At 64.1% G+C, this 22,502-nt stretch carries 18 protein-coding genes and 1 pseudogene; 15 read left to right on the top strand and 4 right to left on the bottom strand.

Translation table 11 applies throughout. The features are described from left to right. Window positions 1-24: 24 nt before the first annotated feature. The 13 genes and pseudogenes from lon (at window position 25) to ACQS5P_RS12585 (ending at window position 14,382) form a co-directional block, all read left to right on the top strand. Window positions 25-2,703, top strand: coding sequence for an endopeptidase La (gene lon, locus ACQS5P_RS12645; protein WP_428936975.1), 2,679 nt, complete (start codon window positions 25-27; stop codon window positions 2,701-2,703). A 357-nt stretch (window positions 2,704-3,060) separates the two neighbouring features. Further along, window positions 3,061-3,957, top strand: a complete 897-nt coding sequence (locus ACQS5P_RS12640) for an HAD-IIB family hydrolase (protein ID WP_428936974.1) — start codon at window positions 3,061-3,063, stop codon at window positions 3,955-3,957. A gap of 213 nt (window positions 3,958-4,170) precedes the next feature. Further along, window positions 4,171-4,392 carry a hypothetical protein gene (locus ACQS5P_RS12635; RefSeq protein ID WP_428936973.1) on the top strand — a complete coding sequence of 74 codons (222 nt, stop codon included), beginning with the start codon at window positions 4,171-4,173 and terminating at the stop codon, window positions 4,390-4,392. Window positions 4,393-4,395: 3 nt separating this feature from the next. Next, window positions 4,396-5,463, top strand: coding sequence for a hypothetical protein (locus ACQS5P_RS12630; RefSeq protein WP_428936972.1), 1,068 nt, complete (start codon window positions 4,396-4,398; stop codon window positions 5,461-5,463). Further along, window positions 5,433-7,247: a hypothetical protein gene (locus tag ACQS5P_RS12625; protein WP_428936971.1), complete on the top strand. Its 1,815-nt coding sequence runs from the start codon at window positions 5,433-5,435 to the stop codon at window positions 7,245-7,247. The genes ACQS5P_RS12630 and ACQS5P_RS12625 overlap by 31 nt, the downstream gene beginning before the upstream one ends. A 506-nt stretch (window positions 7,248-7,753) precedes the next feature. After that, a complete protein-coding gene (locus ACQS5P_RS12620) occupies window positions 7,754-8,998 on the top strand; it encodes an IS256 family transposase (protein ID WP_428936970.1) in 1,245 nt (414 codons plus the stop codon). A gap of 48 nt (window positions 8,999-9,046) precedes the next feature. Next, entirely contained in the window at window positions 9,047-9,466 is a 420-nt protein-coding gene (locus tag ACQS5P_RS12615; RefSeq protein WP_428936969.1) for a hypothetical protein, read from the top strand. Between the two features lie 50 nt (window positions 9,467-9,516). After that, window positions 9,517-10,308, top strand: a complete 792-nt coding sequence (locus ACQS5P_RS12610; RefSeq protein ID WP_428936968.1) for a hypothetical protein — start codon at window positions 9,517-9,519, stop codon at window positions 10,306-10,308. Window positions 10,309-10,677: 369 nt separating this feature from the next. Further along, entirely contained in the window at window positions 10,678-11,370 is a 693-nt protein-coding gene (locus ACQS5P_RS12605) for a hypothetical protein (RefSeq protein WP_428936967.1), read from the top strand. 109 nt (window positions 11,371-11,479) lie between these two features. Beyond that, window positions 11,480-11,935 (top strand): hypothetical protein, encoded by a 456-nt coding sequence (locus ACQS5P_RS12600; protein WP_428936966.1) that lies wholly within the window; start codon window positions 11,480-11,482, stop codon window positions 11,933-11,935. Window positions 11,936-12,065: 130 nt separating this feature from the next. Beyond that, window positions 12,066-12,830: an IS701 family transposase gene (locus tag ACQS5P_RS12595; protein ID WP_428936965.1), complete on the top strand. Its 765-nt coding sequence runs from the start codon at window positions 12,066-12,068 to the stop codon at window positions 12,828-12,830. Next, complete coding sequence (locus ACQS5P_RS12590) at window positions 12,818-13,378, top strand: hypothetical protein (protein WP_428936964.1); 561 nt, start codon at window positions 12,818-12,820, stop codon at window positions 13,376-13,378. The genes ACQS5P_RS12595 and ACQS5P_RS12590 overlap by 13 nt, the downstream gene beginning before the upstream one ends. A gap of 129 nt (window positions 13,379-13,507) precedes the next feature. Next, window positions 13,508-14,382: pseudogene (locus tag ACQS5P_RS12585) on the top strand (IS5 family transposase). Between the two features lie 131 nt (window positions 14,383-14,513). On the opposite strand, the gene sppA reads toward ACQS5P_RS12585, so the two are convergent. Further along, window positions 14,514-15,710 (bottom strand): signal peptide peptidase SppA, encoded by a 1,197-nt coding sequence (gene sppA / locus ACQS5P_RS12580; protein ID WP_428936963.1) that lies wholly within the window; start codon window positions 15,708-15,710, stop codon window positions 14,514-14,516. A gap of 197 nt (window positions 15,711-15,907) precedes the next feature. On the opposite strand from sppA, the gene ACQS5P_RS12575 reads away from it, so the two are divergent. Both ACQS5P_RS12575 and ACQS5P_RS12570 read left to right on the top strand, forming a co-directional pair. Further along, window positions 15,908-16,984 carry a fumarylacetoacetate hydrolase family protein gene (locus tag ACQS5P_RS12575; RefSeq protein ID WP_428936962.1) on the top strand — a complete coding sequence of 359 codons (1,077 nt, stop codon included), beginning with the start codon at window positions 15,908-15,910 and terminating at the stop codon, window positions 16,982-16,984. Window positions 16,985-16,987: 3 nt separating this feature from the next. Beyond that, a complete protein-coding gene (locus ACQS5P_RS12570; protein ID WP_428936961.1) occupies window positions 16,988-18,691 on the top strand; it encodes a glycosyltransferase family 39 protein in 1,704 nt (567 codons plus the stop codon). 3 nt (window positions 18,692-18,694) lie between these two features. Here ACQS5P_RS12570 and ACQS5P_RS12565 read toward each other — a convergent pair whose 3' ends face one another. The 3 genes from ACQS5P_RS12565 to ACQS5P_RS12555 form a co-directional block, all read right to left on the bottom strand. Then, complete coding sequence (locus tag ACQS5P_RS12565) at window positions 18,695-19,378, bottom strand: TetR/AcrR family transcriptional regulator (RefSeq protein ID WP_428936960.1); 684 nt, start codon at window positions 19,376-19,378, stop codon at window positions 18,695-18,697. A gap of 3 nt (window positions 19,379-19,381) precedes the next feature. Then, entirely contained in the window at window positions 19,382-19,807 is a 426-nt protein-coding gene (locus ACQS5P_RS12560) for a nuclear transport factor 2 family protein (protein ID WP_428936959.1), read from the bottom strand. A 121-nt stretch (window positions 19,808-19,928) separates the two neighbouring features. Next, window positions 19,929-22,469 carry a ComEC/Rec2 family competence protein gene (locus ACQS5P_RS12555; protein ID WP_428936958.1) on the bottom strand — a complete coding sequence of 847 codons (2,541 nt, stop codon included), beginning with the start codon at window positions 22,467-22,469 and terminating at the stop codon, window positions 19,929-19,931. Window positions 22,470-22,502 lie beyond the last annotated feature (33 nt).

The following is a 22,502-nucleotide window of genomic DNA, read 5'->3' as shown; positions in this document are numbered from 1 at the left end:
CGCCCGCTGCCTGCTGAATAAACCATGGCTGATTCTGTGATCCTTGAGCGCTCCAGCGATGCGACCGTCATCCGCATCGGTTCCAACGGGCAACAGTTGACCATTCCCAATCTGCTGCCCATCCTGCCGATCCGCAACATCGTCGTGTTCCCCGGCACGGTCATGCCGCTGAACGTCGGGCGACAGAAGAGTAAAAACCTGCTCGACGAAGTGATGCCCGGCGACAAGAAGATCGGCATCGTCACGCAGCGAAATCCCGAGGTGGAAGATCCCAAATTCGAGGACCTGTACCACGTCGGCGTGGCCGCCACCATCCTCAAGCTCTTCAAGCTCCCGGACGGAAACCAGTCGATCATCGTGCACGGGCTGGTCCGCTTCCGGCTCAAGGGGCTGGTGCAGACCGAGCCGTTCGCCGTCGGCCAGATCGAGGTCCTGGAGGAGATCATTCGCCCCGGACCGGAACTGGAGGCGCTGGTGGCATCCGTGCGGCAGCAGGCCAATCGCGTCATCGAGTTGTCGCCCAATACTCCCGATGAGGCCGCCCAGGTACTCAACAGCATCACCTCGCCGTCAGCGCTGGCGGATTTCCTGGCTGCCAATGTCCAGGGCGACGTGGCGGACAAGCAGGCCATGCTCGAAGAACTCGACGTGGAAAAACGCCTGCGAATGGTCGCCTCGAAGCTGGCCACCCAGCTCGACGTTCTGGAGCTTCAGAACAAGATTCAGACCCAGGTCAAGGAGAACATCGACAAGAGCCAGCGGCGTTACTACCTCCAGGAGCAGATGAAGGCGATCCGCAAGGAGCTGGGCGAGACCGAGGCCGGCACCGCCGGCGAGATCGAGCAGCTCCGCGAGAAACTCATCGCCGCCAAGCTGCCCGAGAACGTCATGAAGGAGGCCGAACGCGAGCTGGCCCGCCTGGAGGCCATTCCCAGCGCCTCTCCCGAGTATGGCGTGATCCGCACCTACCTGACGATCCTTTCGGAGCTTCCCTGGTCGGTCACCACCCCCGACAAGCTCGATCTGGAAGAAGCCCGGCGTATTCTCGATCGCGACCATCACGACCTGGAAAAGGTCAAGCGACGCATCCTGGAGTATCTGGCGGTGCTGAAGCTCAAGCAGCGCGCCCGGCAGGCCAAAAGCGAGAAACAGGCCGCAGAGGCCGGCGCCGCCCAGCCCGGTCAGGCCGCAGCCAAGCCCTCGGACAACAATCAGGCCATCAACGGCAGCCCCGGCGAGGAGAACGTCGGCGGCGCAGGCGCGATCCTCTGCTTCGTCGGTCCGCCCGGCGTCGGAAAAACCTCCCTGGGAAAGTCCATCGCCGAAGCCATGGGCCGGAAATTCATCCGCGTGGCCCTGGGCGGCGTGCGCGACGAGGCCGACATCCGCGGACATCGCAGAACCTACATCGGCTCCATGCCCGGACGCATCATTGCCGAGATCCGCAAGGCCGGTACACGCAACCCGGTCATGATGCTCGACGAGATCGACAAGCTCGGCGCCGACTTCCGCGGCGATCCGGCCGCCGCCCTGCTCGAAGTGCTCGATCCGGCTCAGAACCACACCTTCACCGATCACTACCTGGACGTGCCGTTCGATCTGAGCAAGGTCCTGTTCATCGCCACCGCCAACACGATGGACACGGTTCCCGGCCCGCTGCGCGACCGCATGGAAGTCATCGAGATCCCCGGGTACACCAACACCGAAAAACTCCACATCGCCAAAAAGTACCTGGTGCCGCGGCAGCTTGAGGCCAACGGCCTGACCGAAAAGGAAGCCCGCTTCAAGGACGAAGCCCTGCGCGAGATCATCGAGCGCTACACGCGTGAGGCGGGCGTGCGAAACCTGGAGCGGAACATCGGCTCGATCGCCCGCGCCATCGCCGCCGAGATCGTCAGCGGCAAGGTCGATCACGTCGTGGTTGATCGCCAGTACGTCGCCAAGGTGCTTGGCCCGCCCAAATACGAATCCGAACTGGCCCAGCGAACACGGGTGCCGGGCGTGGCGACGGGAATGGCCTACACCCCCTACGGCGGAGAGATCCTGTTCATCGAGGCCACTCGCATGCCCGGCAAGGGCAACATCCTTTTGACCGGTCAAATCGGCGACGTGATGAAGGAATCCGCCACCGCCGCCTTCAGCCTCATTCGCTCCCGCGCGGAATCGCTGGGGATCGATCCGAAGCTGCTGGCCGAGAGCGACATCCACATCCACGTTCCCGCCGGCGCCGTGCCCAAGGACGGCCCCAGTGCCGGCGTCGCCATGTTCACCGCACTGGCCTCACTGCTGCTGAACCGTCCGGTCAGGCCTGAAGTGGCGATGACCGGCGAGATCACGCTACGCGGGCTGGTCCTGCCCATCGGCGGGCTGAAGGAAAAGACCCTGGCCGCCAAGCGCGCCGGCATCAAGGAAGTGATCGTCCCCAAGCGCAACGAAAAGGACCTGCCTGATATCCCCGAGGAGGTACGCAACACGATCAAGTTCCACTTCGTCTCGACGATCGACGAGGTGCTGGACATCGCGCTGATGCCACCCAGCAAGTCCAAGGCCCAAAAACCTGAACAAAAGGGCCCGCAGACTCAGGAAAAAGCTCACAAGCCCGAGAACAGAGCTCACAAGCCTGAGGACAAGGCTCACAAGCCTGAGGAAAGGTCTGAGAAGAAACCTGTGAAGGCTCGCCGGAGGCGTCCCGCCGCCGTCTGAGTCGCCGCGAACTGATTACCCCCGGTTTGCGCCACTGGCGCTGCTGTAGAATACGTCCAATGACGGCGATTCGGTGCCGACGAGCTTACCGGGTGTAATCGTCTGAGTGCCGGTGAGGCTCAGTGACACCGACAAGAGTCTCCGGCATTCCAGTTCCTCAGCCAAAACATCGACATCGGGGACGACCTGCCAGTTGTCAGCGAAGGCGCGAATCCGCTCACCAAGGCGGCTGCACCCCCGGAGTTTGCGTTGTGTCCCTTATCAATCCCAACCTGTTGTGGATAACTGGTCGAGTGTCGCCACGGACCATTGAATTCACTGGATGAACCAGTATCCTCCGCGTCCGGTACGGCTGAGATGACCCGCGGCAATCGATATCGGATGATCGCCATCGACCTGGACGGGACGTTGCTCTGCCCGCAGGGAACGGTCAGGCCTCGCACCAAAGACGCTGTACACCGGGCACTGGACGCGGGGATGCTGGTTTGCTTTGCCACCGGCCGGAACTTCACTGAAAGCCGAGCGGTCCTGTCCGCGGTGGCGCACTTTGACTGCGCGGTGTTCGTCAGCGGGGCGATGGTCATCGACACCCGACATCGCATCACGCTGCATCGCCAGGCCATGCAGCCGACGCTGGCCGCCGAGGTCTGCGACGAACTCGAAGCCGCCGGGCACGCGGCACTGGCGCTTCAGGACGAGTCGGCCACCGGGATCGACTATCTGATCACCGATGGGATCGAGATCAACGAATCGACGGCGCGGTGGATGCAGGCAACGCAAGCGGTGTGGCGACGGGTGCCGAACCTGGGCAAGTATCGTCACGAGCACACGATCCGCTGCGGGATTGTCGCCCCGCCCGAGCAGGTCGAGCAGGTCAGGCAGCGGCTGGCCCGGCGATTCAACGGCCGCGCGTTTTGCCACAGCATCCACGTTCCGCCACAGAACGTGCAGGTGCTTGAAGTCTTCGATCCGTCCGTGAACAAGTGGGAAGGGATCATGCACGTAGCCAGGCGACACGGAATTGCTGCCGAGCAGATCATCGCGATCGGCGACGACATCAACGACCTGCACATGATCCGCAACGCCGGACTGGGCGTGGCGATGGGCAATGCCCGGCCACAGGTTCAGCAGGCCGCCCAACTGGTCATCGGCTCGAATCAGGAAGAAGGACTGGCCAGGTTTTTGGAGGAGTTGTTTCCGACGCGCGGGGTATTGATGGCAAGCACATCCGGGCACAGGACGGCCCGGGAATGAACTATGGACGGTGCGAAAGGATTCGCGGCTCTAGCGGCCGGCGTGAACAAGGAGGCACGCCGGCCGTTTGCGTTATGCCGAGGATCCGCGCGCCCGCCTGGCGGCTCACCCTCCCTCTGTGCTCGCGTCGTTTCGAGTTCGAGAGAGCCCCTCCGTCGTGCCGTCTGTGAGACCCTCGAACAACGCTGCCTGCTGAGCGCCGGGCCGCAGGTGGTGCAGGCAGGCTTCGACTGGCTCCATGCGCCCCACAGCGTCAGCTTTCAGTTTGATCGGCACGTGCTCGGCGTGGCGGCAGAGGATTTCGTCGCGGAGAACATCGATACCGATTCGACCGTGCCTCTGGTGCTTGACGGTTACGATCCACTAACATATACTGCCACCCTCAGCTTTCCGCAGGCTCAGTTCAACACCGGCATCCTCGAGAACGGGAACTGACAGGTGCGACTGCTGGCCAACAGCGTGACGAGCGCATCCGACGGCGAACCCTTGGCCGAGGAGTACACCCTTGCCTTCTGGTTCCTCAACGGCGACGCCGACCGCAGCCGAGGCGTCAACGCCGCCGACTACGCCATCATCGACGCCAGCTACTCATATCAGCAGCAGCACGGCGTGCCGCCGGAAGGTTGGAGCTGGGACGATGGCGACTTCGACTACTCCGGCTCGATCGACGCCACCGACTACGCCATCATCGACAACGGCTACTTCGTTCACCTCTACGAGCCGACGGACTTTTACGTCACCGCCCTGTCGTCCAGCAGCATTCGCCTGGCGTGGGACGATGTGGAGGGCGAGAACACCTGGCGGATCCAGCGCTCCACCGACGGCGCCAACTTCGTGTGGTACCAGGACCTGCCCGCCAACACCACCACGTTTGACGACACGAACCTGAGTCAGGGCACGCGTTACTGGTATCGTGTGCGAGGAGTCGGCCCGGGCGGCTTTGACACCGGGGCCAGCGCCAAGAAGGCCGCCACCACCGTGCTGCCGGCGCCCAATCACGTGACGGCGATCGCTCAATCGCTGCCTGGCTCGGCCACGATCGAGTGGCGCGACAACGCGACGGCCGAGAGCGGCTTTGCCATCTACCGCAGTCTCAATGGCGGCGCCTTCGAGCAGATCGGCACGTCGGCGGCGGATGCGACCAGCTTCACCGCCGAGGGACTGCTGGACACGGTGCAGTACACCTTCCGCGTGCGGGCGTTCAGCCAGGACACCAACTCCGGGTACACGCCGATCACGCCGCTGGGTGCGCCGCCGGCGGATCTGGTCAGCGCCCACTTCGAGCCCGATCCGCCCGCCGGGCAGCAGCAGCACCTGACGCTCACGTTCAGCCAGGGCGTCAGCGGGCTGAGCAAGAGCGACATCAGCATCGAGGTGCAGGGTTCGCACCCGCTGGCGACGGTGGACTTCGACTTCGCCTTCAACGATACGTCGGGCGTGGACACCGCCACGCTGACGTTCCCCTATTCCAACGGATGGTGGACGAGGACGACCTGGCGATCCTGAGCCTTGAGTGGCAGCACAGCATCGTCACCCCGTTCGCGTTCAATGTGTGGTCCGATTCGTCGAACGAGATCATGTTGTCGTGGGATGATGAGGTGACGGGCGAGAGCCATTGGGAGGTCTGGCGGTCTACTGACGGGGTGAACTTCGGCGCCAGCCCGCTGGCAACGGTCGCGGGTGACGGCGCCGCGGACAAAGCATATACCGACGCTCCGCTGTCTCCGCAGACGGCGTGTTGGTATCGCGTTCGCGCGGTCGTGAGTGGCGTGCCGCAGACCTTCAGCGCCAAGAAGTGGGCCGTGACCCAGCCGGCGATCGACCTGGACGTGTTCGAGGACAGCAACCAAGACTTCGTTCACGACAACACCTACGCGGCCGAGGTCCTTGAGGCGACTCAGCCGACGGAGCTGCCGTACATGGAGGAGGACGGCGACTACGAAGAGCTGGCCCTGACGGTCAATGATGCCATGCCCGGCGCGACGGTCACGTTCACCTTTGACGATAGCCAGCTCCAGCTCTATCGCGACATCATGGGCCTGAATGCGATTGGCTCGGGCCAGGGCATCGACTTGTCCGTCTTCGGCATCTCCGGCTCAGGAACTGTGTCTGTGTTCGCCAAACTCTTGACGACGACTCCATCCCTTCAAGAGCCGGCTATCGAGGCGCAGCTTGGGAACGGCTCGACTGGGCAGACGCAGGCGTTTCGAGGGCGCTTTGCCCGACGGTTGGGCAACGATCCGCACCGACCGGACGATCCCACGCTGCACGACGGCGATCCGAACAATGATGTATGGGGCGGCGGAGGCCTCGACGATGGCGATGGTCCAACTGGGGACCCGCTGACCGATCGCGACGGATTCTGGACGACACACGCGGGAGCCACCACGCTGATCATCGGCTTCGCCGGACATACGCAGTCGCGTGGCACCCACGGAATCGGAGGACAGATTTGGAGCATCTTCGACGTCGGGGCACGGACTATCGGACAGCAGATCCGCGATACGTTTGGACAATTGGCTAACCCTTGGGCGGTGACGATGTTCCCAGAGGATCCCGGCAACGATAACTTTGCGGTGCGGCTCCGCTGCGGGGACGGTGTGCTCGGCCGTGCCAATCCGTATCATGGGGACGCGCGCGTTGATGCCCACGGGAATCCTACGGGCGCGCTTGCTTTCCTAATCGATGCGATCATGAACCGCGGCGTGACGCGTGTCGGCCTGTTCGGGTATAGCCACGGAGGTGGATCGGTCCAAATGCTCATGGAAGCGCTGGCCTCGGAAGCCGGTCGGCTTCCGGCACTTCGTGAGCGGCTTCTAACCGGACTCGGGGCGCCCAGGGTCAACTTCTTCTGGACCGCGTACATCGACGCGATTCACATCGACCTGGAGGTCCTTGGTGGCGGGCTATTTGAAGCCATTGGGGCGCCCGTCGCGGAAGCCCGCTACCCGATCGAGCCGATCCCGGATAGCCCGTACCTCTCGATCGGAACGTGGTGGCACTACAACGCATACCAACAGTGGACACTGCTGTTCCGGGACGGCGTGCCGCTGGGGGGCACCGAACTGGACGAAGACGAGTGGTTTGAATTGGGGCGCGATCGGGATTTCGTTCGCCAGAACTACGCGGAACCCGCAGGCGGGTGGCCGCTCGGCACTGATCACACCAGTCGGGTTGACAGGAGAGGGAGGATTAGAGGCAGAGGAATCGCCGAGGACGTGGCGGTGCAGTCGCTTCTGACGACCTCGCTGACACAGGCCTACATCGACACTTGGGGGACTTGGCCGTAACCAATGAGGAACCCTTCCGTGTTCGGTAACCGTGTTGGCCCGATCGATCATGCCACAGGAGTCGCGACCAAACTCGATCATGTTCGCCGCTGGGGCTCGACTGCCAATCTCGCTCTTCATACTTTCGCTGGTCTCGCTCTTGACGCAGATAGTAGGGGGTTGCGGGGGATACGGTTGGCGGCAGAACGATGATGTTTATTACGTTGCCGAGCGCGGCCGGAACATACTTCTGGTCGAGGTCCAAGTACAGAAGCAAGGAGCATTCTTCAATCCGATAGCAAAGGTTCTCGTTGAGCCGTGTGGTCCAGGTGCATCAAAAGAAGAGCGCCCCGACGATCTGCCATGTTGGCCGAGCGGCCGACCCCCACAGGAGTTGCTCGCGCAAATCGCGACGAGCTATGACCAAAAGCTGTGGACGGTGACGCGGCAATAAAAGCGGCGTACCCTGGGTAACTGGTTTGATTCAGGAACCCGTTTGGCCCACGAGGCCAGGAAGGATACGCCACATGTCATCATCCACGCTTGCCCTGCGGCTGGCAACCGATTCAGTGGTCGATTTGACCCTGGAACGGATCGCCCGCGAGGGCGCCCGCCGCTATCTTCAGAAGGCGATCGAGGAGGAGGTCGCCGATTACATCAACGCCAACGCGCATCATCGGGACGATGCCGGCCACCGCCTGGTGGTGCGGAACGGCCATCACCAGCCGCGGACGGTCCTCAGCGGCGTCGGCCCGATCGAAGTGCATCAACCGCGGGTGGACGACCGCCGCGTCGATGAGAACGGCGTGCGCTTCCGCTTCACCAGCAAGATCCTGCCGCGTTACCTGCGTAAGACCCGTGCGATCGAGGAACTGGTGCCGTGGCTGTATCTCAAGGGGATCAGCACCGGCGAGATGCCCGATGCCCTGGTGCACCTGGGATTCGATGGATCGGGGTTGTCGGCCACCAGCGTGACGCGGATGCTGGCGGTCTGGCACGGCGAATACGAAGACTGGAGCCGGCGGGATCTGTCGGGCAAACATTACGTTTATGTCTGGGCCGATGGCTTGTACTTCGGCTGCCGGCTGAGCGACGATCGCCCGTGTTTACTGGTGCTGATGGGCGCGACTGCCGATGGCCGCAAGGAGCTGATCGCGATGGTCGATGGGCAGCGCGAGAGCGAGACGAGCTGGACAAGCTTGCTGCTGGACTGCAAATCCCGCGGGCTGGCGATCGCGCCCAGGCTGGCCACGGGGGACGGCTCCCTGGGCTTCTGGATCGCCCTGGGCAAGGTGTTCCCCTCGACCCGCCATCAGCGTTGCTGGGTGCACAAGACCTGCAATGTGCTGGACAAGCTGCCCAAAGGCGAGCAGCCGGCGGCCAAGACGATGCTGCACCAGATCTGGATGGCGGCGACCCGGTCGGATGCCACCAAGGCGTTCGACCGCTTCATCGAGGTGTACGGCGCCAAGTGGCCGCGCGCCACGGATTGTCTGGAGAAGGATCGGGCCGAGCTGCTGGCGTTCTACGACTTTCCCGCCGAGCACTGGCAGCACCTGCGGACCAGCAACCCGATCGAGAGCACGTTCGCGACGGTGCGGCTGCGAACCTACCGCACCAAGGGCCCGGGCTCTCGTGAGGCGGGAATCGCCATGGCTTTCAAACTGGCCCGCAAGGCCGAGTCACGCTGGAGAAAGTTGAACGGGAGCGAGAGATTGCAGGACCTGATCGACGGCATCGTGTTCGTCGACGGAGAACGAATCGCCGCTTAACCTGTCGCGGCCGTCCACAGGATTTGGGAATAGCTCATCGCGACGCGCATGCCTGACTATCGCCAGAAGTCCGCCGTCGAACACGCGGCCAGGTACCTGAACCGCGACATCGGTGCCTTCCACGAAGCGTGGATCATCGGCACCAGCCCGCTGGCGGTGGCTTTCCTTCAAGCAGCGCCCGTGGGGCGGCCCGAGCTGCCGGGCCGCGTTGGCCAGCGCAACGCGCGATTCGTGACCGAACCAGATCTGGATGCGCAGGCCAACGTCCTATTGCTGTTTCCGCGGGAGTTGGTGCTGGCGGTGGACGGCTTGCCCGGGACCGAGCAGGTGGACCGCAGTCAACGAGCAAAGCTGCTGTACTTCAAACAGCCTCAGACCATTCGCTTCCTGATGAACGGTCTGACCGCGCCGCGAGAACTGGAGCGCCAGGCGAGCAACCTGGTCGAGGTCCCGGTGAAAAGAGAGTGAGCGGATGGTCTGCAAACCCAGATGTTGTTGAACGACGTCGGAGGCTCAACATGTCGTGGTCAATCTATTGCAGTATCGGCACTTTCGTAGTCTGCTCGATTGTTCTGGGTGGGCAAGCGCCTGCCCCTGAGCCCGGCCCGGCGACCGCGCCGCCAACAGCGCCTGCCGGCGCGGAGGAGCCTGCAACGGTCGTCAGCGCCTTCCGCGGCATGGCGATGTATCCCGCGGATCGGATGCGCATCCTGCTCGATCAGACCTATGATGCGATCGATCCGAAAGCCCGAGCTGAGCTGACGCGGCTGCTCGACGAGTATAAGCGAAAGGTTGACGCAGCCGCGGAGGAGCTTGGGCGAAATCCGCCGAACCAGTTCGTGCTGACGAACAGGGCACAGATCGAGTTTGCCGAGAACTTCGAGATGGACGTGCTGGATCCGTGGCTGGAAGCCAACCCCCGCGCCAAGCAAGCGCTCGAGAGCGCCGAGCTGGCGCTGGACGATATCGACTATGCGCTGGGGGAGGATCGCGAGCAACTGCTCGCCGCCGCGACCCGTGCCGGGTTGCCGCGGGAGAAGCTCGCCGAAGCCAAAAGGACGATCGAGCAGGCGGCGGCGGACCGGGTGGCGTTCCTGGAGGGGATCGCAAGGCTTCAGAAAAGTCTCGGGCGCGTGCCGAAGGACGATCCGCGCACATTCCAGGGCATGACGCTGCTGAGCGACGTGGAGCTTAAGAGGCTGAGGGTCGCCGCGACGATCCGCGCGAAATTGCGCGAGCTTCTGCCGATGGATCGACGAGACATGCTCGACGAGGAGCTGGCGAAGATGGGCGCGCCCGGGAAGTCCTGAGGATCGATGTCCAATGCCAGAGGGGTCGCGTGGCGGCGCGCCGTTTCAGAGGTTCCAGCATCAAATCGGAACCGAGCGCGGCGGGATGTCGGGGGAATCGACGGCCCAGTAACGCGGGCTGGAACTTATAGAAGCCGAAAGGCGCCTACCGCCGGGGACGCTGCACCATCGAAACGAGTACGAAACCAGAAGCCTGATACATGGAAACACGGTCACCGGCGGGAACATCAACTTACGACTGACCCAGACCGATGTGGGACGACCAATCAGTCACACCAACATCGACGATCAACTCAGTGTGCGCCAGCGCTTTCGCGATCAATTGATTCACTGGCTTCAGTCGATGCCTTGAGCCGAAGGAGCTTGAATATGCAGCGCGTTTCTGCGACGACGATATTGCTTCTGGCGGCAGTCAGTTGCTCGCTGCAAGCCGGGGGGAATCTGAGGCAACAGCCGCGGGAAGAGCCGGAAGAAGACGAAGAGTTGCGGTATGTTGAAGCCAGCCTGGCCTGCCTGTACCGGGGATTGCTTGCGCAGGATCCGTTGGTTATCCGCGCTTTTCTGCACAGCGACAAGGATCCCGAGCAGGCGCTTGTTGAGGCTTACACTCGACGAATCATGGCCAACATGAGGTTTCTGGAGGCCGTCAGGAAATTTGAGATTGGTCACGAGCTCACACCGTTCGAGAAGTACCACATCTTCCTTATGGATGATGTGGCCTTCGGGCTGCTGGCGGGCAACTGGGAGATTCGGGGGGACGTGGCGACCATACCGCCCGAAGAACGGATGGGAGACGACAAGCCTCCCCCGCCCCTGATCAGAGTGCGCGGAGTGTGGAAGATCAATCTCACTCCCACCGGCGGGCACGACGACGCCAGGCAGTTGGCCGCGAGGATCGATGAGTACACCCGAGTACTGGAGCAGACGACCAGGGACATCGTCGAGGGCAAGCTGACAACCATTGATCAGATAGCCAAGGCCCTGGAGGCAGCACCGCCATTCGCGCCAGCCAAGCACACGCCCGAGTTGATCCTGACGCTGCCAGCGCAGCCCAACAGGTAGCGGGCCAATGAGATGGCATTTGTTCAGGAGGTGACAAAAGGGATCGAGAGCGCTCTTCAGGATCCGGAAAATACTCCCGACCCCTTAGAATGTCTCATGGAGGTTGCACATGCGTAAACGCAATTCGATCGCCGTGCTGGCACCGCTCGTGGCATCGGGGTGCATCGGCTGGTTCGTTGCCACTGTGCGTCCAATGAACACGTATGGAGAATGGCGTGGGACGGTAGTCGAGGTCCCTGCAACAGATGAATTGAGCGGAGAACCGGTCCGGTTGGTCGGGCTCAGATTGACGGAAGAATCGCAGGCGATCCGACGAGGAAACCAGACGTATACCCCTGCGTCAGGCTCGCTCGTCGTGTTGGTGAACGAACATGGTGCACCCGCCGACATCGCGCCCACTGATGATGTTGTATGCGTAAAGGGTCGATGGACAGATAAATGGAACGCTTCCACGCTTCAAGGCAAGCAGCTCAAGATCTCTGCTCCAACCACCCGAGCACTCGGGGTGTTGCAGGTCCAGTCCATCACTTCGGCACGAACGGACGGGAAGGGGACGAAGGACTGAAGCGCGCGGAAAGGGTAGTAGTTGTACAAAAGGGGACATCATTGACGACTAGCATGACAGCGCTAGATTAGCTCAAGCCGGGAGCGGCTGCGAGTCGATGACGATTCTGGTCCAACACCGGAGTCGTGCGATGAATGCGGAACAACTCGCTTCTCTGCAGCCAGCGTTGTCGGCATGGGTTCAGTCGTTTCGCCCCTGCTTCAAGCGTGCGGTGACCTTCGATTACTTCCAGAGTTATCTGCTGGGATTGATGGCGGACCTGCGACGCAAGAGCGTGGAGCCGATCGCGCTGGCGTGCGGGGTGGCGGTGCGGACGCTGCAGGAGTTCTTGTCCCTGTTCGCCTGGGATCATGCGCGACTGGAGAAGATGCTGATCCATCGCGTGGCCGACCGTTGTCCGCAGGGCGGAATCGGAGTGATCGACGCCACCGGCCATCCCAAGCAGGGAGACAAGACGCCTGGGGTGCAGCGGCAATACTGCGGGGAATCGGGCAAGATCGAGAACTGCGTGGTTGCCCAGCATCTGCTGTTCACCGACAACGATGCCAAAAACCCCTTCTCGTGCGTGCTGGCCAGCGACCTGTATCTGCCGCAGGACTGGGCGGCGGACCGCGACCGCTGTGAGGAGGCGGGCATTCCGGCGGAGTTGGTCTGCCGTGCGAAGTGGAAGATCGCCCTGGAGCAGGTGAAGCAGGCGCTGGCCGGCGGGGTGAAGCTCAACTGGGTGGTCTTCGATGAAGAGTACGGCATGGTGCCGGCGTTCTGGTTCGGGCTGGACGAGATGGGCCAGGCGGCGGTGGGCGAAGTGCCCGCCAGCTTCCGCGCCTGGGTCAAACGTCCGGCGTGCCGCAGCGGCGGGTACGCTTCTCATGCGCGCGGCGGGTGGACAACCTGAGCACGCACAGCCCGGCGTTCACGAGCCAGCCCTGGAAGCGGTGCAAGGTGAAGGACACCACACGCGGGACACTGATCTGGGAATACAAGGCAACCCGAGTCCATCTGAGCGACTCCTCGCACGCCAACCACAACCTCAGCGTTCCCACCGACCGGATGTACTGGCTGATCGTGATGCGACAGCCGAAGACCGGTGAGATCAAATACGTGATCAGCAATGCCGGCGAAGGCGCCAGCGTCGAGAAATTGATCCGCGTGCTGCTGTCACGCTGGCATGTGGAAAAGTGGTTCGAGCGTGCCAAGCAGGAGGCGGGACTGGGCGCCTTCGAGGTCAGAACCTATGTGAGTCTGATACGACACTGGCTGTGCGTGCGATTGGCGATGTGCTTCCTGTCGGAACAGACGACCCGGCTGCGGGGGGAAAAATGTGCTCATCACCTTCGAGCAGGTTTGCGAGGCTGTCTCGACCCTCGCGGCGAAGCTCTGGCAGCGCGACTGGAGGTCCTGGTCCCAGCTGATGCAGCGATGTGCCTATCACCAACGGCGTAACGAGGCAGCATATAAAAGCCGACACCGCTCGGTGATTCAGGTCAACTCTACGTAGCGCTGTCATGCTAGGCTCTGTCTGAAAACTCCGAATTCGCATACACTGCCGTGACGACATGGAGGTCGCCACTCATGAAACGCCACGAGCTGACGGACGAGCAATGGGCGTTGGTCGAGCCGCATCTGCCGCGGAGCACGGCCCGAACCGGACGCCCGGCTCGCGATCGACGAACGCTGCTCAACGGTATTTTCTGGATTCTCTGTACCGGCGCGCCTTGGCGCGATCTGCCCGAACGCTTCGGCCCCTGGCAGACCGTGTACGACCACTTTCGCAAGTGGCGAAAAAGCGGCGTCTTTGCCCGCATCATCGAGACGCTGCAGGTCAAGCTCGACAACCAGGGATACATCGACTGGGAACTGTGGTGCGTGGACGGGTCATCCGTCCGCGCCGCCCGCGCTGCGGCCGGGGCTGACAAAAAAGTTGCCGACGGCACCCCGACGAACCCGCCGACCACGCACTGGGCCGCTCGCGAGGCGGGTTTGGCTCCAAATTCCACGTGGTCACTGACGGTGCGGGCACTCCGCTTGCCATCGAAGTCACCGCCGGGCAAGTCCACGAATCGACGCGCGCCGAATCGGTCATCGCAGAGGCGATCGCGACGCTGATCGGCCGACGACGAAAGAAACGCAAGCGTCGCCACAAGCCCCGCAAGCTCGCCGGCGACAAAGGATACAGCGTGCAGCGCGTGCGCGACTGGCTGGCCGAGCAGAAGATCGAGCCGGTGATTCCGCACAGGGAAAATGAGCTGGCGCGACATGACCCGGCGGTGTGGTTCGACCGCTGGGCCTACCGCGGCCGCTGCGTGGCCGAGCAGTGCGTCGGCTGGCTCAAGGAGTTCCGGCGCATCGGAACGCGGTTCGAGAAGCTGGCCGTGCATTTCCATGGAATGCTGCAGTTGGCGATGATCCGCCGGTATCTCAAACTACTGTTTTCAGACAGTGCCTAATATTGATGTGGATCGGCCGGCTCTGTCGCTGGACGACAGGCCACGCGCCGCATGCGCCGTCGACGCCGGGACCATCTACCGTGTCTTCAACCGCGGCAACGGCGGTATGCGCCGGTTCCCTCAGCGATCGGTCACTGTCCGCGCCACAGGTACATTGGCCGGGGCGTCATCAGCTCTTCGAGCCAGGCTTTGTCGAGGTTGATGTTAACCCCGTTGATCGTGAGGTCGTTGGCGGCCTTGAGCGATGCGCCCAGTCCCAGCGATTCCAGCAGGGTCGGGCGGGTCTCGAAGCGAACCACGTGTTTGTTGGTCAATCCCGCCAGCGCCGCGGCCCGATCGTACGCGAACGACGGATAGTCCACGTAGTCCACCAGCCCCATTTGCAGCGATTGCGACGCCGTGTAGGCCTTGCCGTTGGCCACTTCCTCCATCGGCGCCTTGAGCTTTGCGGAGCGGCCGCTGGCCACCACCTGCTTGAACGTGGCGAACGCGTCATCGATCAATCCCAGCCAGTAGGCGCGTTCCTCGGGGGTCTCGGGCTTGAGCATGGAACCGGCGTTTTTGAAGGTGGCGCCCGTCGACGCAAGCGAGGTGTCCTCGATCCCGTGCTTTTCAGCCAGCTTCGACAGATTGTACCGCGGCAGCAGCACGCCGATGTTTCCGGTGATGGTCGTGCGCTGGGCGACGATCTCGTCGGCGGCACACGAGAGGTAGTATCCCCCGCTGGTCGCCAGGCTCCCCATCGCCACCACGACCGGCAGCTTCCTGTCCTGCTTGAGCCGCAGGATGCGATGATAGATCTGGTCGGAGGCGGTCACCGTCCCGCCGGGCGTATCCACTTCCAGCACCAGCGCCTTGATGTCCTGATCGGCTTCGATCGTGCGGATCGCCCGTTCAAAGCGATTGACCGCGTCATCATCGATCAGCCCATTGACCGGAACGACCGCGACGGTCTGCCTGGGATCGCCGCTGAGGATCGTGGTGCGTCGCGGCGACTCTGCGCCTCCGGCAAAGCCGCTGAGAATCAGAAGGTACACGTTCAGCGCGATCGACAGCCCGAAGATCGACGTGGCCAGCGTCATGAAGATCGCGCGGGCGAAGGACCCCTTGTGCGGCGGGGCGGGCGGATAATACATGGGCATCGGCGGGGGCATCATCGACGGGGGCGGCGGAGGCGAGCCGGTTGCAGCCGCGTGCAACGGCGCGCCGGGCTGGCCGGCCGCGCCGCCCGACGCAGAACCGCCTGGCGGCGGTGGCGGCGGCGCAAAGGCGCCCCGCGGATCCAGCGGACCCTGTCCCGGCGGCGGCGAAGGTGGCATACTCGTCATGGCCAATGATCTTACCCCTGTGAACCAACCCCTGCTACCGCCCGCCCTGCCCCTGAAACCCCGCCCCTGTAACCAGGCTTTCTGCGCAATTCCATCAGATTTGCCTGCGTTGGCAAATGGACGATTGGCCGATTCAGGGGTATTGTTTGCTCGTAGGCAGCGCCTGATCCTCAGGATAGGCTGGGACGGGAGCGACGATGCGTCTGGCGACGGTATTCGATCAGGATTACAACGAGCCGCGGGCGGTCTTCGAGCTGCCCGGCGGGCAGCGCGTGGAGCTGCGCGAGTTGTTCCGCGCACGCCGCTCCGACGGCACCACCGGGGCCGACGGCACCCCCGAATCGCTGCACAACATGCCCGTCTATTTCACCGACCTGCTCACCGCCGTCCAGCACCTGGACGATGTGGTAGCGGCGGTGCGTGCCTGGGCCAGCGATCGCGCGGAATCCGCCTCTCATCAGCTTATCGAGACCGGCACGCTGCGGATGACCCGCATGCCCTTCTGCGCTCCGATTCCCTGCCCCAGAACCTTCCGTTACTTTGATGCCTTCGAGCAGCACGCGCGGCTCGCACGCCAGCGACTGGGGTTGGGAACCGTGCTGTCCGAACAATGGTACAGCGACCCGGCCTTTTGCTTTGGCAACACCGGCAACCTGCTGGGGCACGGCGCCGCGGTGTGCGCCCCGGAAGTCTGCCGGGAGCTGGACTTCGGGCTGGAGCTGGGGCTGATCATCGGCCGCGGCGGGCAGGACATCCCCGCCGACGAGGCTTGGAACCGTGTGGCCGGATTCACCATCGTCAACAACTTCGTCGCGCGCGACATCGAGCGCCGCGAGCTGGCGCTTCACAGCGGACCGGGCAAATCCCGCGATTTCGCCACCGCCGTCGGACCCTACCTGGTCACCCTCGACTCGCTTCGCGACCGGATTGACTCTCAGGGCCGGCTGCACCTGAACATGATCGTCCGCGTCAACGGGCGCGAGCTGTCGCGCGGTAATGCGGCGGCGATGTATTTCCCCTGGCCACGGATCGTCGAGTACGCCTCGCGCGACGCCACCCTCTTCCCCGGCGACATCCTCAGCTCCGGAACGGCGCCCTACGGATGCCTGCTGGACCTTGGCCTGGAAAAGACCGACGGACACTGGCTTCGCCCCGGGGACGTGGTCGAGCTGGAGGTCGAGCGGCTGGGGATCCTGCGCAATCCGATCGTCGGACGATCCCAGCGCGTGGATCGTCGCAGCGAATCCCTCGGCGCCGCGACGGCGTCGGTGTAGCCCATGTCGCCAGCGAAACATCGCTGGATTCATCCCACAATCATCCTCGTGGCCATCGTTGTGATGGTCGCGCGGATTGGATCGACCTGGCCGATCTTCAACGACACGGTAGACGAACCGTACCACCTCGGGTCCGGGGTGGCGCTGCTGGAGGCACGGCGGCACGTTCACGGGATCCAGCATCCGCCGCTTGCGCGGCTGGTGGCGGCGATACCGCTGTGGCTGAGCGGCGTGCGACTGCCCGAGCCGTGGCGTGACTCAACGATCCATGCCGACATCGATGCCTTCGACGTGGGCGATCGTCTGCTCATGCACGGCCCATGGCCGTACGGGACGATGCTGACTCGAGCGCGGGCGGGGATGCTGCTGTTTGCCGTGCTGGTGGTGCTGTACGTGTATCTGCTGGGTCGGTACATCGGCTCGCCGCTGGTGGGAATCTGCTCAGCGGTGCTGGTGAGCACGGATCCGACGCTTCTGGGACACGGCGGGCTGGTTGGCAACGACGTTGCCGCCGCCGCCGGGTTTCTGGCCGCCTTGTATCACGGGACGCGATTCATCGCCCGCGGGAACGGGCGGGCGGCGTTTGCTGGCGGCGTGGCGATGGGGCTTGGCGTAGCGTGCAAATTCACCGCGGCGCTGGCGGCACCGGCGCTGGGACTGCTGCTGCTGAGCCGGCGTGGCCGCGCCCTGATACGCGGACGGCTTGCCGCGTACCGGCGTGCCTGGCCCGGTGCCGGCGCCCTGGCGATTTTCCTCGTGACTGCGTTCCTCTCACTTTGGGCAACGTACTTTTTCGACATCGGGCGGCTTGACGACTCGGCCAGCGCCGTCGCCGGCGCCGCCAGTTGGGAGCGGATCCCCAGGTTCCTCAGGCATCTGCCCCTGCCCATGCCCAGCGCGATCCTGGGTTTGATCACGCTGCTGGAGCACAACCGCGCCGGGCACGGTGCGATGTACCTCAACGGCCAGATCAGCACCGCCGGTTGGTGGTACTACTTTCCCGAGGCCATCGTGATCAAAAGCCCGATGTCGCTGTCGATCGGACTGCTGCTGGCCGGGACAGTGGCGCTGCGGCGGCCAAGGCCCCGACGGATCGGTGTGTTGCTGATTCCGGCGATGCTGTTCCTGCTGGCGAGCATGAGTTCAAGGGTCAACATCGGCGTGCGACACGTGCTGCCGGTCATCCCGCTGCTGTATCTGATCATCGTGCACGTGCTCGCCGGGACGCGCCGCCGCGGCATCATCGTGGCGCTGATGATCCTGGCCCTGCTGGAAACGGCCTGGGTTCATCCCGATTACCTGGCGTTTTTCAACACGCTGGTGGGCGGACCGGGCAACGGAGATCGATATCTGCTGGATAGCAACCTGGACTGGGGGCAGGATCAGGCCCGTGCCCGGCGCTGGTTGGCCGAGCACGCGAAGGGGCGAACGGTGAGCCTGCGCGTCTTCGGGCACCCGCGTCTGCGGCAGTGGCCGGCTGATGGATACCAGATCGTCGCTGCCGGCGAGCCGGCACGCGGTCTGCTGCTGGTCAGCCGCAACGTGTTTTGGGGGTTGTACCCCTGCGTCTACACTGACTCCCAGGGCCGCACACGTCCCGAGCCGGATGTCTCCTGGGCGCTGGACCGCCTGCGACCCGTGGCGCGCATCGGGTTCAGCATCGACGTGTATGACCTTGAGCCGGATACGAAGCGCAGCGGCCGCTGAGCGTCAGGCACTTTTGTTCTGCGATTCCTCCAGGGCGGCGCGCACCAGAGCTCTGACGGCCCAGCTTTTGATCTGTCGCGCAGTCGCGGGCTTCAGCCCCAGCACGTCGCGAAAGACGATCATCGATTCGGTGCCGAAGATCAGCGCCAGCGCCGCGCAGAGCCTTTCGTACACCGGTTTGCTGAACCTTCGCCGCGCCGGTTGCAGAGCCGCCTGAATCAGCGCGGTGCGGCGGTTCTGGCGGATGGGGAAGTGCCCGTCAGCGTTGTGATTGGTTCGACCGGCACTTTGACCAGCGCCGCAGCGTTGCAGGCTGGCGGCCAGCATCAGCCGAAGCTGCCTCTCGTTGCGACAGCACATCTCGTGCAGCGCCGCCTCGGCCTTGTCGATCCGTTCAACCGGATCGGTTGAGTGCTCGTCGGCGAACAGTTGCCGCGGGTCCGGCGTCTGGCCCTCCAGCGGCGCTTCCAGCAGCAATGCCTGGATGCTGGGAAAATAGCGGTAGGCGGTGGCGCGGGAGACCATGGCCTCCGCGGCGACGGCGTCCATGTCCAGTTCGGCGGGGTCGCGTCCCTGCCTGAGCAGACGCGCGGCGGCGGCGAGCAGGTCCTTTCGCGTGCGCAGGCGCTGATTGGCCCGCCTTGCCGCTTTCATCTGCATCGCCAGAGAGTTGTCTCGTCTTCTCATCGTTCAATCCTGCGGAAGCTGCCGGAGAATCGCGGCCATGTCCACCCACACCTGCTCGCGCTGGATGTGCTGCGCATCGGGGGTGAATTCGACGACGTGCAGCAGGCGGAATTCCAGAGGGCGGTTGCGTCCCTCCAGCCCGAAGGGCCTGCCGGGCGCCCGCCCCCGCCACAGCGACTCATCGATCACAAAGTTGCCGCCGTACAGTCGGCGGATGACCGTGACCGAGCTTTCCGACAGGTCGGCGAACAGTTGGCGATAAAACTCGCGGGCGCGCTGCCGGCCCTGTGTCGGGCCCGTCGGGTAGCCCACGATGTCGTGCGTGGCATCCGGCGCCAGCGTGGCCACGACCCCTTCCACATCGTCGGCGGCCTCGAAGCGGAAATGCTCGTCGATCTTCTGATCCATCTGCTGCGGCGTAAGCGGCATGAAGCCTCCTGAAAAGAGTTAGATGGCCGTACCGTAATGAGACAATCATCTCATGTCAAGAATAATGTCCGATTTTTCCTGGAAGCGGCGGCCGGGCGGATCGCGCCCCCCAACAGCGCCCTCACGGGGTCGGATGCACGAATGGCTCGATGGCGATCTGTCCGTCGCGGCGGATGATCAGCGTGATCGCGCCGCAGCGGTGCGTGCGATACACCAGCCGCCCGGCCATGGCACGGTCAAATTCGCGCTGCCGGGCGGAGAGCGTGCGGTCGTTGGAGCAGACGATCACACGCGGCCCGATCGCAGAGACGAACGAGTCGGTCAGATCCTCCAGCGAGCCGTGATGCGGCGCGACCAGCACATCGGCGGACAGTTGCTCCGGCGAGCCAAGCAGCTCGCGCATCGCCGGCGACTGCACGTCCCCGCTCAGCAGGATGCTTCGTCCCGCCCAGCCGACTCGCAGCACCAGCGAGCAGTTGTTGGCGTCGAGCGTGCAGTCCGGCGCCGGCCAGAGGACATCGATCCTGACGCCGTCGAAAACAAGCCGCTGCCCGCGCGCGACCGGCCGTGGCGGGCGATCAAGCTGATCCAGGGTTCGCAGCAGTTGCTCGGCAAGCGGGTTGTCGATCGCGTGTATCGTGAATTGCGGAGCCGCGTACACCTGGGGCACATCGTAGGCCGTCACCACCTCGCCGACGGCGGAGAAATGGTCGTAGTTGGCGTGGGAGACGAAGACGGCGCGGATGTCGCGCCGGCCGCGGTGCCGCAGGAACGGGCCGATCGCCTTGCGCAGCATGTCCGAGAGGGTAACCGAGCCTGCGTCGATGAGGATGACATCGCCCCTGCCGGGCGGTTCGAGGATCGCGCACTGCCCGGCGCCGATGGCCAGCAGCGTGAGGCGAAGCTCATCGCCCGCAGGACGCGCCAGGGTCGGTCCGGCGCTGAACGGAAGCAGCAGCGCCAGCCCGGCGCAGGCAGCAAGCGATCCGGACCTGAGCGACCATCGCAGCGCTGGCGTGTGCCACGGCACCAGCCACAGCAGCAGCAGCGCGTAGAACAGGATGATCATCCAGATGGGCGGGGCGGGAAACGGCACGTCGGCGCCGGGAAAGCGCGCCAGCCAGTCAACGGTGTGGCGCATCCCCGCGACCGGGCGGGCCGCAAGCGCCGCCCAGGTGTCGGCCAGACTCGGCCAGAGCAGCGTCAGCAGCACCTTGGCGAATCCCCCGACCAGCGCCAGGAACACGATCGGCGCCAGCAGGATGCTTCCGACGATGGCCCAGGGATTGAGCTGCTCAAAGTGAACAGCGACCAGCGGCATCGAGACGACCCACGCGACGATCGACGCCGCCAGCACCGCGCACGACCATTGCCTGAGCTTGATCCACAATATCCAGACGCGTCCAGGACGTTGCATCGATCGCGCAAGCCGCTGATCAAAGTCGTATCCGGGAAGCGCCTCGGCGAGCGGACGCGTGAACAGCATCAGTCCCAGCACCGTGCCGAAGCTCAGTTGAAAGCCGGCGTTGTACAGGTCCATCGGGTGATAGACGAGCATCGCGATGACGCTGATCGCCAGGAGCTGAAACGGGTCGGTGGTGCGTCGCTGGAGGATTCCGAAGGCGAAACAGGCGCACAGCAGCACAGAGCGGACGACCGGCGGCGAGGGAAGCGCGACGATGCCGTAGAGGACGACAAAACCGAGCGCCAGCCAGCAGGCCGCGCGAGGCCCGACGCGTCCGATGCGGCAGGCGCCGAAGACCACGCCGCCCAGCACGGCCACGTGCATGCCGCTGATCGCCAGGTGATGGCTTGTCCCGGTTCGTCGAAACTGTTCCTGCACATCGCGCAGCTCGGGATCATTGTCGCCCAGCAGCAGAGCGCGAAGCAGGGCGTGATCGAGCGCGCGGCTGGCGGCAAATCCGCGCGCCAGCGCCCGCCGCGCCTGCTCGCGCAGCCACGCCACCGGCCCGACCGGTTGCGCTCGAACAATCGCAATACAGTCCGCCTGCGCGACCTGCACTGACGCCAGGATGCGCTGTTCGCGGTAGTACCCCGCCCAGTCGAACTGCCCCGGGTTCATCGCCGGCCCCGGACGCTCGAGCATCCCCATGATGCGAATGACCTGACCCTGACGCAGTCGCGGATGGGGCTGGGCGATCTGCACGAGCACCTGCCCGCTGGCGCGCCGCCAGCCGCTCCACGTCTTGACCGCCTGCACGGAGGCGGTCAAAACCTGCTTGGGCGGCAGGGGGCGATGGCTGGCAAACGGGCTGGTGAGCACCCGCGGCGGATGATCCACGTGCAGCTCGAGCTGCGACAGTCGCGGTTGATCCGTGGCGAAAAGACTGATGTGATTGCGCGCAAAGAAGAAGGCTTCGAGCTGTGCAACCGCCACACCGGCGAAGAAGATCGCGCACAACAGCGCAGCCAGGCAGCAGCGAACAGGCCAATCGGAAGCGATCTTCAACCGCTGCGCAAGCAGTGCGATCAGCAGCAGCCAGCTCAGCACGACAATCCAGAGCACCGGCCGATGCGGCACATGGGGGTGTGCGAAGATTCCCGCGATCAGCGCCGCGGCGGCGGGCACGGCGGGCCGGCGCTCGATCCACCCGGTCGTGGCGGCGCGCTTCTTGCCGGCGCTGTCCGTTGCCAGAGACATGCCAGTGGCCGATCAGGATACCAGCGCATTTGT

It is taken from the genome of Fontivita pretiosa (assembly GCF_050410795.1).
In the GTDB taxonomy this organism is placed as follows: domain Bacteria; phylum Planctomycetota; class Phycisphaerae; order Tepidisphaerales; family Tepidisphaeraceae; genus Fontivita; species Fontivita pretiosa.
The sequence above is the reverse complement of the archived record's forward strand: the minus strand, read 5'-3'. Positions and strand labels throughout refer to the sequence as shown.